The sequence below is a fragment of the Octadecabacter ascidiaceicola genome (genome assembly GCF_900185015.1).
Classification (GTDB): Bacteria; Pseudomonadota; Alphaproteobacteria; order Rhodobacterales; family Rhodobacteraceae; genus Octadecabacter; species Octadecabacter ascidiaceicola.
Window position 1 is genome coordinate 1,035,700 of the sequence record NZ_FXYD01000001.1, and the last position, 14,050, is coordinate 1,049,749.

The following is a 14,050-nucleotide window of genomic DNA, read 5'->3' on the forward strand; positions in this document are numbered from 1 at the left end:
TAACAGGTTCAATTTCTAACAGTATTAACTGTTTTCTATGCTCATCATTAGATCGCGCGGCGCATCTTACTCTAATGTGCCGCGCGACTTGCTTATCCAACAACGTTGAAACCAGGACCATAAGGATAGCCTGTGATGTTCTCGTTGCCGTCTTCGTTGATCACTAGAATATCGTGTTCACGATAACCGCCTGCACCGGGGTTTCCTTCACCGATCGTCAGCATCGGTTCCATCGAAATTACCATGCCGGGTTCGAGTACCGTGTCGATATCTTCGCGCAACTCTAGCCCTGCTTCGCGTCCGTAGTAGTGAGACAGAACACCGAACGAATGGCCGTAGCCAAATGTGCGGTACTGTAACAACTGGCGTTCAGCAAAGAAGTCATTGATCTTGTGCGTGATCTCGCTGCACTTCGCGCCAGGAACCAACAACGACATGCCATACTCATGGGCCGCGACGTTGGCTTCCCAGATCTTCAGGCTTGCGTCGTCGACTTCGCCGACGAACATCGTGCGTTCAAGTGCTGTGTAATAGCCGGAAATCATCGGGAAGGTGTTGAGGCTCAGGATATCGCCACGCTCAAGTTTGCGAGACGTTACAGGGTTATGAGCACCATCGGTGTTGATGTCGGATTGGAACCAAACCCACGTGTCGCGATATTCTGCATCAGGGAACCGCTTGGCGATTTCCCGTTCCATCGCGTCACGCCCCGCCATCGCGACATCAATCTCGCGCGCACCGACCTTCACAGCATCCTTAATCGCATAGCCGCCGACATCAGCGACATTTGCGCCTGCGCGGATCAGGTCGATCTCGGCTGCGGACTTATGCATCCGCTGCTTCATTGTCGTCGGCGCAATATCCATGCTGGATTTCGGCGTCAGGAATTCATCTAGCAACGCTTTCTGCGCAAGGCTCAGATGGTCGCCCTCGTAACCGACAACCTTGCCCGATCCGGTCACCGACTGAATAGCCCGCCAGTAATTGTTTCGCTGCCAATCTGTGTATGTGATGTTGTCGCCATACCCACGGCGGAACGGCTGTGCGGCGTCGATACCAGCAGACATGGTGACGTTGTCTGTCGCTGTCACGACCAGCGCATAGGGCCGCCCAAACGCGCAATACAGAAAGCCAGAATAATAGGCGATGTTGTGCATCGACGTGAAAACGCAGGCATCCACGCCCAGATCAGCCATGCTTTTGCGCAGCTTAGCGAGACGCCCTTCATATTCGGCGTCGGCAAACGGGAGGACCTTATCCCCTTGGTGAAAACGATAGTGCTGTGGGCGATCCATGAACGGACTCCTTCGCGATAAAAACCTAAGCTTTGTGAGGAGGCCGAAACCTTCCTCAGCGCCAAAGGCGACAAAGCAAGATCCCGGCGTTCAGGATAGATGAAGGGCGCATTAAGTATGAAGCGACGCCATCGCTGGCCCTTTCGGAATTGATAAGTCTGAAACACTGAGTCGGGCAAGAAAAATCCGGCCTCCCCTTTCGGGAAAGCCGGATCATTTCGTTTTCCGTCTTACAGGTCGCGTTATTCGACGGGCCAGCCGCCAATCGCGCGGACTTCACAGAACTCATCCAAGCCCCATTTGCCACCTTCACGGCCATTGCCGGACTGCTTCATGCCCCCAAACGGAGACCCCGCACCGCGGCCTTTGCCGTTCATGTCGACCATGCCCGTGCGCATAGCACGTGCAACGCGACGGGCTTTTTCAGGATCAGTTGTCTGAACATAGTTAGTCAGACCATAGTCCGTGTCATTGGCAATCGCGATCGCTTCTTCTTCGGTGTCGAACGGCATCATGGACAAGACAGGCCCGAAAACCTCTTCACGCATGATGTTCATATCGTTGGTGCAATCGGCAAACACAGTTGGCTTTACAAAGAACCCGCGGTTCAATCCTTCAGGGCGGCCTACGCCACCGGCAACAAGGTTGGCGCCTTCATCAATCCCTTTTTGGATCAAGTCCTGCACTTTGTTGAACTGCATTTCTGAAACAAGCGGCCCGATATGCTGGCCTTCCGTTGCCGCAGGATTGACGGTCGTGGCGTTCGCCGCAGCAACCGCTTGTTCAACTGCTTCGTCGTAACGAGAACGTTCCACCAGCATACGTGTCGGCGCGTTACAGGACTGGCCAGTGTTGTTGAAACAACGTGCAACACCTTGCTGCACGGCTTTTGGATCGGCATCAGCGAACACAATGTTCGCGCCCTTGCCGCCAAGCTCAAGGCTGACGCGTTTGACGGTAGGTGCCGCTGCAATCGTGATCGCTTGCCCTGCACGGGTAGAACCCGTGAAGCTAACCATGTCGACGTCTTTGTGAACGGACAGTTGGCTACCAACACCCGGGCCATCGCCGTTCAGCATGTTGTAAACGCCAGCAGGAACGCCCGCTTCGTGCATGATTTCACTGAACAGAGTCGCGGAAAGCGGGGATTGTTCAGACGGCTTCAGCACCATCGTACAGCCTGTCGCCAATGCGGGCATCACCTTCAACGTGATCTGGTTCATCGGCCAGTTCCACGGTGTGATCAGCGCACAAACACCAATCGGTTCATGGATGATGTGCGTGCTTTCTTCACCAGCGCGCAGCGGGCCTTCGAATTCGAACTCTTTCAGCGCTTGGATAAACGCCTTGAGGTGGAACGACCCCGTACCAGATTGCTGCACCTTGGACATGTCAATCGGCGCGCCCATTTCGCGGCTGATAACTTCGCCCATTTCATCAGAACGGCGCATGTAGATATCGAGGATGCTTTCCATCAGCTCAATACGTTCCGCCTTGGATGACATACGCCATTTCGGGAACGCGGCCTTTGCCGCTGCGACTGCGGCATCGGTATCCGCCTGCCCACCCAGAGAAATCACCGATGTAGCTTCCTCAGTGGAAGGATCGATCACTTCAAAGTCCGTTCCGGCAATAGGCGCGACCCATTTACCATCGATATAAAAGTTGCGTGCGTTGTCCATTTTCAGACCCTTTCAATTCGCTCCCACACTACATCGCTACGACCTGCCTTCCGCGCAAGCCAATTCTTGAAAATAGTTCTCCAAAACGCAATCAATGTCATGAGCATTCCGACCTTAAAGTTGCGGAAAACGGCGCGAAATCCACCGATGCGAGTGTCTTCAGAATGCATCTACTCTTTAAAAACGGCAACGCTGCCCCATTTCTGCCACATTGTTTTTCGCAAATTGCGGCAATTATTAAAGAAAAGTGCAGTTTTTGGCAGGCAGAACAGATGATCAGGATTATTTTATCCGCTGGCAGCATCGTTGTTTTAGTTGGTTGTTCAGCGGTCGGACCAAACTTCGAAGTACCAACGATGGACGTGGCTCCTGCATTCATTCTTGGTGGCGATAGCACGCTTTCAAACGCGCATGCGGACCCATGGTGGCAACGCTTGAACGATCCCATTTTGAATGAATTGGTGGATCGAGGGGCTGAGCAAAACCTAAACGTGCGATCCGCATTGGAACGTATCACAGCAGCGAATGCGCGCCTGGGTCAGACTGGCGTGAATGCACAATCTAGCGGCTCGCTTTCGGCTGCCGTTCAGCATCAGGGCGATGAAAGTGGCTCCGAAACGACAAACAACCTCTCGATTAATGCGGGCTATGTCATTGACATGTTTGGTGGTTTTTCACGTGAACAGGAACGGTCTGTCGCAAACTTGGAGGCTGCGCAGCTTGACGTCGGAACGATCCGCCTCGCCTATCTCGCGGATCTGGCGAACAGCTATATTCAAGCGCGTTATTATCAAGAAACCGCGGCGATCACGCGCCAAACCATTGCAAGCCGTCGTCAAACGCTGGCGATTGTGAACGAAAGACGGGCCGTTGAAGAAGCGACCGAACTCGAAGTCCAACAGGCACGTTCCCTTTTAGCCTCAGCGCAGGCACCGTTGCCGATCTTGGTCGCGAACTTTGAGGTAAACGTTTTCCATATTGCGACGTTGCTGGCAGAACCTGCATCTCCACTACTGGAACAGATGCAATCTGGCGCACCTCAGCCGCACCCACATGGCTTTACCAACGTTGGTTTGCCCGCGGATTTACTGCGAAATCGTCCTGACATTCGTGTAGCAGAAAAAAACCTTGCGGCTGCAACTGCACAGATTGGTGTTGCAGAGTCCCAATTGTACCCATCGATCCAGTTGAACGGAACGGTTGCAGCAGGCACCGCAAATGGTTGGTCTTTTGGCCCTCTCCTAACGCTTCCGATTCTAAACCGTGGGCTGTTACGCGGACGCCAACAGATCGCACAATCCGCAGCCCGAAGTGCCGAACTCGAATGGCGCAATAGTGTTCTTATTGCTGTTGAAGAAGTCCAAGTCGCACTTACGCTTTGCCGGAACTGGAACCGCCAGATTCAACATCTTGAGCGGGCGGCATCCGCATCGCGATCCGTCTTGCGCCTGTCGCGCGAGTCTTATCAATTGGGTGAAGCGACATTAACAGATGTACTGGATGCAGAACGCATCAACGCCAGCAACCGGTTGGACCTCGCGGACGCACGGCGCAATTACGCACTCAGCTGGATGCGGGTGCAGGTGGCGACAGGGCGCGGTTGGAATGTTGAAGGAATGGCTTTCGCCGCCGAAGGTCAGGCTCCCGTTATGCCTTCTGACCCATTGGCACTCGAAGGAACGGTCCTCGCGTCTGGCGGCAACAATTGATCTGATGCCTGCCTAAGTGATCTGGCGGGCATGATCTGTTTTAGCGGCGATAACACCGTGATGGATTACCAAAACCTGCAGGCGTGCAAACATAGGTTCCGCTACCCGTCGTCGTAGCGGTGTTCGCGCTTTGCGCTTCGACCAAACTTGGTGCGGCAGAAATCGTTAGAATGAAAGCACTGGTAAGCCCGATGGTATTTAGTCGGCTCGAAAGCCGTTGGATACGATTAGTCACTGCATTCTCCTCAAACCGGGGTCACATTTGAAGTCCGCAACCCTCGTCAATACTTGGAGAAATGCCTTAAAATCACCTAAACGGTCAAGCCGGCGCAATTTCAAAGTCTATGAAAGTGACTCAAAAGCCCGTTGACTGAACGTGCTTTTTCCCCGCCCCCGATAAGAAGCAGAGTTATCTCAACGTGCTAGCCACGTTGAATGCGCTGATTTCCAGACGGGCGAATTGCCGCCGAGTTGCGGCAACGGCCCACCCGACACATCAGTTCAGTGTCTGTGCAGTCCTGCGCCAATCCGGCAAACCGAAGTCATTCGGCCATGGATAAACCTCTTGCTGGTTGAAATACACAACCGCGTCGAGTTCTGGATAAAGCGCCGTTTTACTGCGCACGTCGGCATCCCACATCGCAACGTGGTCCGCGTCCCCAACGAAACCAAGCTCGGCGATCATGATCGGTTTATCGAAAGCAAGCGCGCGTTCGTACCGCGGGGCAAAGATGTCATCAAAGGATTGTTCTCTGCCCAGAACCTGTTGTTCCCAAGGCGCGAGGCTGAACACCGACAATCCGACGATATCAACGTAGTCATCCCCTGGATAAAAATCGCCCATGTTCTCGAACCCCAATGGGGACCACATAAACGAAGCATCCGGCGCACCTGTCCGGCAAATATCGATCATCCGTTTGTACGCATCGACATAGTCTTGCGGTTCCCAACCAGCCCAAATGAACTGGCCACTTTCGTCGTCCATCTCTTGCGCCCAACGGATCGTCAGCGGCCGATCAAGCGTGCCAAGTGCACTGCAAACCGTATCCATCGTTTCATCATAGACGCCATTCGCGATCCCGTTGCGCAAAACGGAGGGTGAATTACGTTCATCACGCGTCCATGTCCAAGGCTCGATCGTCACTAAAAGTGCGCGCCCACGCTCAGCAGTATAGGTTTCGGCCTCAGCAAGGCTGGGAAGGAAAACATCCTCCCATGGAAGGAACAAATGCTCAATCGCAATACCCTGTACATCGCTATATTCACCGCCCGGATCAAACACCCCAAACGGGATGTCTCCAGGGGGCAACGACTGCGCCATCGCAGATGACGCGGATATGAGGACGGCAACAAGCGCCGCCGCGTTCATAGGTTGTTTATGAATTTTGAATGACATCTTATTCCCCTCCTTTAGTGCGGGTTTGCAGAAAATCTGAAAGCCAGTTTGAATTATAGGTGACGTGCAGGTCGCCATAATTTCCTTGCCCAGCGCCAGCCACTACGTAGCCGGACTGCAAGAATTGCAGATCACCGTTTGTTGTCGCCAGCGCGATAGCCGCGTCGCGCCCTTGTGTGACCGAACCGTAGCCTATCGCGCCACCGAGTACGGCGACGGCCGCGAACTGCGCCATGGCGTGCCCACTCAATTGATACGCACGGCTTGGGTTTTCGCGCAGATGGTTGATAATGATGACCGCGAACAAGGTTGTGTAAATGGCCGCGTTGATAAGTGCGAAAAGGTAGAACCCTGCGGCGTCTTGCACATCGGTGACCAACAAAACTGGCGCCAACGACCCAAGCGCTAACGCGAAATAGGGCAACAACACAGACCACGAAACGACCGATGATGCCGCCTCGCCCTTGGGAGTTACGCGAAAGTCGACGAACTTGCCGGACAGTTTATCCCAAGCTGCCATCGTGCAGCCCCACAAGACCCAAGGCCACTGTAGCGCTGCAAATAATGCCTTTTCCCAGCCCAGTACTTTGGCATCAAAGGGCCGGAAAAACCCGTCAGCGCGAATGAGGTAGGCCAGCCACACCAGCACAGCAATAGAAGGGATCACATGCGCCAAGAATGCTGGATAGGTCACTCCGACAAATCGGAAGTCGAACAACAACGCGAGGATTGGAAGCACAAACATCGTCGCCATGAAGACCGCAAAAATCGGGTACCAAAGTTGCGAAAAAACGAATTGGAACTTCTGTCGCGCAGGTAGCGCACGGAAATAGCGGGGCGTATGCGACAACAGCAATGACACTAGGCTGCGTGACCATTGAAATTCCTGCGTGACCAAATCTGCAAGATTTGCGGGTCCCTGCCCGATCGCAATCGCGTCCATCGCGTGCATTCCACGCCAGCCGCCTGCGTTCATCAGCATCGACGTTGAATGATCCTCGGCCAGCTCAGGCCCCAGACCGCCAATTTCACGCAACGCTTTGGTGCGCACGGCATAATGCGAGCCGATGCACATCGGCGCCCACCCGTTGGAATACCCAGCTTGCAACACCCCATGAAACATAGCTTCGGCATGTAGGCGCGTACGTGCAGCCCAGCTAATGTTTGCGTTTTGTGAACAGATACTTGGCGCACTTACATACCCTATTGAAGGGTCAACGAAAGGGCGCAAGATCTCGCGTAGATAGTCGGCCTGCGGGACGTGATCCGCATCCAACTGCGCCACGAAGTCGTAGTTTTCGTAGCCGTAATGATCGTAGAAATACGCAAGGTTACCCTCCTTGCAACGTGTACGACGCGGCCAGTTGGGTTGGTGATATTCTTTGACACCCTTGCGAGTGGAAATTTTGACACGGTTCGCTTTGCACCATGCAATCGTTTTGGGCTGCGGGTCTTCATCCGCCAACCACGTGTCATGCGGAATATCCTGTGCAAGCATCGCCAAAAGCGTTTCACGCACGACGTAAAAAGGTTCTGCGGGCGCTTTGGTGACAACCATCGCCACCCTTGGCGCGATAAGGTCTTGAGCTGCCTTTGATACACGCTGCGCACGCATGAACATCGCAATGAAATAGGCCTGAAGGAAAAACACCCAAAACAGGCACGCGCTCACGAGGAGGTATCGACCTAGACCAATATTGTGGATCGGCTGTAGCCACCACGCCCAAAAGAAACCTGCCGCCGCGATCCAAACAAGGACGAATAAGCGATACTTCAGACGGGTCCGCCCAGATAAAACGGACTCACGATATTGCGCTCCGTCGTTTGTCGTTTTGTCAGGCCGAAATCGCATGGGCGGCCTCCAATCCCATTGAGCGCGCCGCGTCCGCCACAATTGTCGCAAGATCGGAACGCTGTGGTACGAAACCAAGCAGTTCCCGCGCCTTTGATGTATTCCCAACCAGCACAGGCGGATCACCTTTGCGGCGCGGTGCGATTTCAACAGGCACATGCCGGCCCGTCACACGTTCAACCATTTCAACGATTTCAAAGTTCGACACGCCTTGTCCACTGCCCAAATTGACGGTGAGATTGCCGCCATTTGCGCGTAGATGCTCGAACGCCAGAATGTGCCCGTGCACGAGGTCGCTCACATGCACATAGTCACGAATGCAACTGCCATCGGGCGTTTCGTAGTCGCCACCAAAAAGCTTCAACGCAGACGTCCAGCCAGCAGCGGCAAACAAAGTCAACGGAATGAGATGGGTTTCAGGGTCGTGATTTTCCCGCAATGTCCCACTAACGTCCGCCCCAGCGACATTGAAATACCGCAAGATGCCATAGGACATGTCCGTTAGCGGCGCGACATCCATAAGCATCTGTTCGCACATCAGTTTCGTCATGCCGTAAGGATTGATCGGGCGCTGCGGTTCATTTTCCACGACAGGGATATTGTCGGGAATGCCATAAGTGGCGCAGCTGCTGGACAGGACAAAAGATTTTACTCCTGCAGCTGCGCAGGCGGTGAGAAGGGACAGCATCCCACCGACGTTGTTGTCATAGTATTTCAAAGGGTCGCTAACGGACTCGCCGACATAGGCAGACGCCGCGAAGTGCAGCACCGTGTCTACGTTGTAATTAATCAGCGCCTCGGTCACCCTCTCCGTATCGCGTAAATCCAGATTGACTAACGGCCCCCACCTGACCGCGTCACGCGATCCAGTAGACAGGTTATCAATCGTGAGCGGCTTGATGCCTCGCGCCGCCAACGCCAAGCACGCATGGCTACCGACGTAGCCCGCACCACCCGTAAGACATATGGATGCTTTCGTCTTCATTCTGCTGCCATCGGCACGTGCGCAATCAAGTCCGTCTCGGCTGCGAAATATGGAATAGTGTGCGCCAGACCTTCTGCGAGTGATACCTTTGGTGCCCAGCCCAGAACATCGCTCGCGCGGGCAATGTTTGGCTTTCTTTGTTTCGGATCGTCTTTCGGCAGATCAACGAAGCGAAGCTTAGAGGACGACTCCAGCGTTTCAACGACGGTCTCCGCCAACTCCAAAACCGTGAACTCAGTCGGATTGCCAAGATTTACCGGCTCACTCACCGTGTCGGGCGCATTCATCAAGGCCATCAGCCCCGCAATCATATCTGTATAGAAACAGAAGGAACGCGTTTGGCTACCGTCGCCGTAAATTGTGACGTCTTCCCCAGCCAAAGCCTGAACGACAAAGTTTGACACGACTCGGCCATCAGTCGGAGACATCCGTGGCCCGTAAGTGTTGAAGATCCGCGCAATTCGCGTACTGACACCGCGTTGTTGGTGATATTCATAGAACAACGTTTCAACGGCGCGCTTCCCTTCATCATAGCACGACCGAGGCCCAACAGTGTTGACGTTCCCGTGGTAACCTTCTGGCTGTGGACTGATATCTGGGTCTCCGTAGACTTCGGAAGTGGATGACTGCAAAATAGACGCGCCGTAGCGTTCCGCCATATCGAGAAGGTTCATCGCGCCATAAACACTCGTCTTGAACGTATGCAGCGGGTTTTCTTGATACTTCGGAGGGGAAGCCGCGCAGGCAAGATTATAAATCTGATCAACAGCGCCGATCTCGGGCAGCTCATCAACAATGTCATGGCTGACGAGTGTGAAACGTGGGTTGCTGAAAAGATGTTCGACATTACGCAGACGCCCTGTCAGGAAATTGTCAACGCAAACGACCCTATGCCCTTCATCAAGAAGCGTCTCACAGAGGTGCCCGCCAAGGAATCCAGCACCACCTGCCACTAGAATGCGTTTTTGGGCCTCAGAGTTTGATTGGTTAAATTCCGATGTAAATATCGTCACCACTGTTCCCCCCGAAACAATAGGCCTTGTCTAAAATGCTGCCCCTCTTGCAGGATGGCTAACCGCTAATATGCGTGCATCCTAAGGCACCAAGGCTATAAAATAAGCCACCAAGGCGCGTTAAATTCTACATAAATCGTAGGACGAAGGGGCATCTGGGGTAAGCTAACAATAAGGATAGTCGTGATTGTTAATGGCTAATCAGGGTAATTGAATTCGTTGACAGTAATCCAAATATCGCGGTTGATCGACCGCAACTCGGCGATTGCCGCCTCAACCGCTTCAGCAGCGGCGGCATCTAGGTCATTCACCTGACCCATCATCAATTTATCTTTGCGATCTGCGATGCGCATCAGGATTGAACGCGGATTTTCGCCCTCAGTGTCAAATGCGTAAATACAATGATTATACCGGTTTCGCAGCGCGGACTGTTTCTGAATTCTGCCGGTCAACTCCAGCACACGTTCTCGTTCCACTGAATCAACTCGGTTAAGTTTTGAAAGCCGCTCAACCATGTCGATCCGGGCGCGTGTTGTATTCAATGTCAGGAAAACAACAGTCGCGATCTCTTTATCCATTCCCGAAAGCCCCGCTATCAAATGGATCAGGAGGCTTTCAGTGTTTGTCCAAGAATAGTTGAGTTTGCCGATCAGCAATAAGAAGGCGTCAAAATCGACGGGACCCTCTGCTTTGCTTTTTTCGGCAACACCACGTGTCATGACGTTAACTTGTGGCCATGATACCAATTCGCAGCTTCTGTCCGGTTGTGGACACCCAGCTTGGCAATGATGTGATGCATATGCAGCTTCACAGTATGTTGGGAGAGGTCCAACTCATCGGCGATGTTCTTATTTTGCATTCCGCTCGCCGCCGATTTTAAAACCTGCAATTCACGTGCCGTTAGTTTGACATCATCCGGTAATTCCACCTTTTCGTACTCTGCCAGTGCGGGTGCTGATTGTTCGGTAATCACCGTCGGCGCAGCCTTCGGGATCATAATCTCTGATGGCACATAGCACTCGCCCGACGTGATCAAACGCAGCACCGATAACCAAGCGTCCACGTTCAAGTTCATTGGCAAAAAACCGACCTTGCCCCAAGACGGGTTCACACTGATTTCCGCCAACAACGTACGTGCGACATCACGGTGCCGATATGCCAACACGATGCTCGCTAAGGGAAACATAGCACGCAGCTGCGGCAGGACATCCGTGAGCTTACTAAGCAAAGCTTCGTCCACTGCAATCAGTCGAACTGCTTCAGCACGTTCCTTCCCCATCAACAGCAGGTCATTCACCTGCGGCGTTCGCAGGCAAGCCATGCAAGGGAATTCAGTCTCAGCAAGCGAGAGCATCGTGTCTGAAAAGCCGAGCGCGTCTCCCACAAACACACCAGACGCCGTCTTCGAATTCAAAATTTCATCATGTATCATTTCGTCACCCGTTAAAAAAACAATCCCATCCAACCGCGAAAATTGCGGTAATAGTTCAACTTGAAAACTCGTTACGAATGCAACCAACACGTTCACGACACTGCAGACAATTTGCCCACCGTGCGCCATTTTCACCGGTACTCTTACCTGCCCTAAGGCTGCAAACTAAGCCTCCAATCTTTGGATAAAATAACCCACTGGCGGCTCGAAAATTTGCCGAAATGGCAAACTACGAAATCGAAATTAATCAGAGCGATCAAAAATGTCGTCGCGCTGATCTAAAGCTTTACGCTTGGGTAACTTACCCTAATCCAAAGCATTTGTCCGTTAAAATTTTTGTAACAGTTTGCAAAAGCACGGGTTTATCGGCGGTCTACAGACCTAAAGGACTGCGGGGGCTTGGCGTAACCCCCTTAAACCTTTTGTTAACCTTTTTCGATTTACCGCCCGAAAATCAACGCTCTATCCAAACGCGCCTCCATAGCTCCAATGTCCAGCTACCCGATCGCTTTCGATCCAGCCAACCTATGACAGTCACGAATTTCCGTGATGACCAACACCGCATCTGGAGTTGGTGAAGGTTGCAACCTGGGGGCATTTTAGCCCGAATCACCTCGCTGCCACCTGACACAAATAAATTAGACCGGGGGGCCTGCGAACGAAATCAAACAAACATCAAAATACTGGGCGAACCTTGGATCGAGTCATCATCCGACGTTCCCAATCTAAATTCACATGAAAACAGCAACTACACGTTGGTCGTCTTAGATAGAGTGGCGATCCCGTAGGTGCAATTTACGGAGATACAAAATGTCAAATCGTAACAACTTCATTTTCCCACCACATCACAATGGTCACCAAAATCAGGACCAAGATCAGGATCAAGCGCAACTTCAGGCGCAGGCGGAGCTCCAAGCTCAGCTTCAAGGTCAGGGCCAAGCCCAGTATTCCTCGAGTGACAATGAAAACGACAACGGGAATTCAAACGGCAATGGCAACGGCAACCTGAACGGAAACGGGAACCTGAACGGAAACGGAAACGGGAACCTGAATGGAAACGGCAACGGAAATGCGAATGCGAATGCCAGCTCCAACGGAAACGGTAACCTGAACGGAAACGGAAACCTGAACGGAAACCTTAACGGAAACCTGAACGCCAACCACAATGCTTCAGACACAGATGTTGACGTCGATGTTGACGTCGATCTGGACTTTGAAGGTTACATGCCAGATGACAACGACTTCGCTGATGTTGACCTGAACCACTCTGTGACAGGTGACATCATCATGGCTGAAGGCGGCATGAACTACAGCCCAGGCGATGACATGAACATCGAAGACATCCTCAACGATGCTCTGAACGGTGCTGGCAACGACTCTGCGACTGTTAACGCTCAGTCCAACAAGTTGACCGACAACGACACACTCGATCACGTGTCCAACAGCGGCAACCTGCAGCAGACAAACACCTCGACTGGTGGACGCGCTGAAGCCGACGATGGCATCTCTGCTGGAGCAGATGGTGGCAAAGGCAACGGCACAGCCGATGCGAACGGTGGATCCGCGCTTGGTGGTCTTGGGATCGGCGGAGCAGCCGGTGCTATGGGCGGAACCAGCGGTAATGGCGGAAACGCACAAGCAGCTGGCGGCCAAGGTGCACAGGGTGCAGCTGGTGCAGCTGTTGGCCTAGGTGTCGGTCTTGGCGGAGCATCTTCTGATGCAAATGCTGATGGCGGTAACGGCGGTGACGCTGCATCCGTAGCAGCAAGCCTCGGCCTTGGTGCTGGACTGTCTGATGCAAACGCTGATGGCGGCGACTCTGGCGATGCTGGTGGTGCTGGTGTTGGTATCGGCGCAGCTGGTGCTGGTGCAGACAGCTCTGACGCTGGCGATGCTGGTGCTGGTGGACTTGGACTTGGCCTGTTGGGTCTCGGTCTTGGTGTAGCTGGCGGTGGTGACACCGGTGCTTCCGATGCAGACGCACTTGGCGCTGGGTTCGGTGCTGGTGTTGGTCAAAGCGGTGACGGCGGCGATGCTGGTGCAATTTCTGGTGCTGCAGGCACTGGTCTTGGCCTTGCAGGTGCTGGTGACGCCGATGGTGGCAACGGCGGCGACGCTGGCGCAGCATCTGGCGCATGGAACGCAACAGCTGGTAACGGCGGCATGAACACTGCAACCGGCGGCGCTGGTGGTGACGGCTACGGCGGGCACGCCTGGGGCGGTGACTCCGGTAACGCATTCGGTGGCCAAGCACAGGTTGGCGGTGTCCAAGCTGGTGGCGGTCACGCAGGCAACGGCGGCGACGCTTTTGCTGGCGGTGGCGGTGACGGCGGAAACGCTGGCATGTGGGGCTCTGGCAACGGTGACGACGGTTATGTCACTGGTGAGAGCTTTGCGTCTGCTGCTTCGCAGATTGATACATCTGCGTTCAACCAGACCATCGTTCAAGGTGCAAACGTGCTCGGCAACACTGTCGATATGACAGTTGTTGGTGGTTCGTTCAGCTCCAGCTACATCGGCGACGATGCAGACGCATAAGCGTTAGGATAACACTTCTGGGTCCGGCTTTGTCCGGGCCCAGACCCTTTCTAAACTATTCATTTTGCTAATTTTCAGAACTCAAAACGCATATTTTTTTGCGCACCAACAATAAGAAACGTTTCAGAGGCGGGCAACAATATTAACT

At 53.5% G+C, this 14,050-nt stretch carries 11 protein-coding genes; 2 read left to right on the plus strand and 9 right to left on the minus strand.

Annotated features, from left to right (window positions below):
• Positions 1 to 92: 92 nt before the first annotated feature.
• Together OCA8868_RS05150 and OCA8868_RS05155 are read right to left on the minus strand one after the other, a co-directional pair.
• Positions 93 to 1,295 carry an aminopeptidase P family protein gene (locus OCA8868_RS05150; protein WP_093995421.1) on the minus strand — a complete coding sequence of 401 codons (1,203 nt, stop codon included), beginning with the start codon at positions 1,293 to 1,295 and terminating at the stop codon, positions 93 to 95.
• 242 nt (positions 1,296 to 1,537) lie between these two features.
• The gene (locus OCA8868_RS05155) at positions 1,538 to 2,977 is read right to left on the minus strand and encodes an aldehyde dehydrogenase family protein (protein ID WP_093995422.1); all 1,440 of its coding nucleotides are present in this window, start codon (positions 2,975 to 2,977) and stop codon (positions 1,538 to 1,540) included.
• 272 nt (positions 2,978 to 3,249) lie between these two features.
• Between OCA8868_RS05155 and OCA8868_RS05160 the strand changes: the two genes are divergently transcribed.
• Positions 3,250 to 4,686 (plus strand): efflux transporter outer membrane subunit, encoded by a 1,437-nt coding sequence (locus tag OCA8868_RS05160; protein ID WP_179214775.1) that lies wholly within the window; start codon positions 3,250 to 3,252, stop codon positions 4,684 to 4,686.
• 40 nt (positions 4,687 to 4,726) lie between these two features.
• Here OCA8868_RS05160 and OCA8868_RS16485 read toward each other — a convergent pair whose 3' ends face one another.
• The 7 genes from OCA8868_RS16485 to OCA8868_RS16775 all read right to left on the minus strand — a co-directional run bounded on the left by OCA8868_RS16485 (position 4,727) and on the right by OCA8868_RS16775 (position 11,493).
• A complete protein-coding gene (locus OCA8868_RS16485) occupies positions 4,727 to 4,921 on the minus strand; it encodes a hypothetical protein (RefSeq protein WP_143849518.1) in 195 nt (64 codons plus the stop codon).
• Positions 4,922 to 5,182: 261 nt separating this feature from the next.
• A complete protein-coding gene (locus tag OCA8868_RS05165; RefSeq protein WP_245848039.1) occupies positions 5,183 to 6,082 on the minus strand; it encodes a glycoside hydrolase family 26 protein in 900 nt (299 codons plus the stop codon).
• Position 6,083: 1 nt separating this feature from the next.
• Positions 6,084 to 7,934: a glycosyltransferase family 2 protein gene (locus OCA8868_RS05170; RefSeq protein ID WP_093995424.1), complete on the minus strand. Its 1,851-nt coding sequence runs from the start codon at positions 7,932 to 7,934 to the stop codon at positions 6,084 to 6,086.
• The gene (gene galE / locus OCA8868_RS05175; RefSeq protein ID WP_093995425.1) at positions 7,918 to 8,919 is read right to left on the minus strand and encodes a UDP-glucose 4-epimerase GalE; all 1,002 of its coding nucleotides are present in this window, start codon (positions 8,917 to 8,919) and stop codon (positions 7,918 to 7,920) included. The genes OCA8868_RS05170 and galE overlap by 17 nt, the downstream gene beginning before the upstream one ends.
• Positions 8,916 to 9,932 carry a UDP-glucuronic acid decarboxylase family protein gene (locus OCA8868_RS05180; protein ID WP_245848040.1) on the minus strand — a complete coding sequence of 339 codons (1,017 nt, stop codon included), beginning with the start codon at positions 9,930 to 9,932 and terminating at the stop codon, positions 8,916 to 8,918. The genes galE and OCA8868_RS05180 overlap by 4 nt, the downstream gene beginning before the upstream one ends.
• A gap of 197 nt (positions 9,933 to 10,129) precedes the next feature.
• On the minus strand, positions 10,130 to 10,651 hold the full coding sequence (locus OCA8868_RS05185) for a hypothetical protein (protein WP_093995427.1): 522 nt from the start codon (positions 10,649 to 10,651) through the stop codon (positions 10,130 to 10,132).
• Positions 10,648 to 11,493 carry a helix-turn-helix transcriptional regulator gene (locus tag OCA8868_RS16775; RefSeq protein ID WP_245848055.1) on the minus strand — a complete coding sequence of 282 codons (846 nt, stop codon included), beginning with the start codon at positions 11,491 to 11,493 and terminating at the stop codon, positions 10,648 to 10,650. The genes OCA8868_RS05185 and OCA8868_RS16775 overlap by 4 nt, the downstream gene beginning before the upstream one ends.
• Before the next feature lie 681 nt (positions 11,494 to 12,174).
• Between OCA8868_RS16775 and OCA8868_RS05195 the strand changes: the two genes are divergently transcribed.
• A complete protein-coding gene (locus OCA8868_RS05195) occupies positions 12,175 to 13,902 on the plus strand; it encodes a hypothetical protein (protein WP_093995428.1) in 1,728 nt (575 codons plus the stop codon).
• Positions 13,903 to 14,050 lie beyond the last annotated feature (148 nt).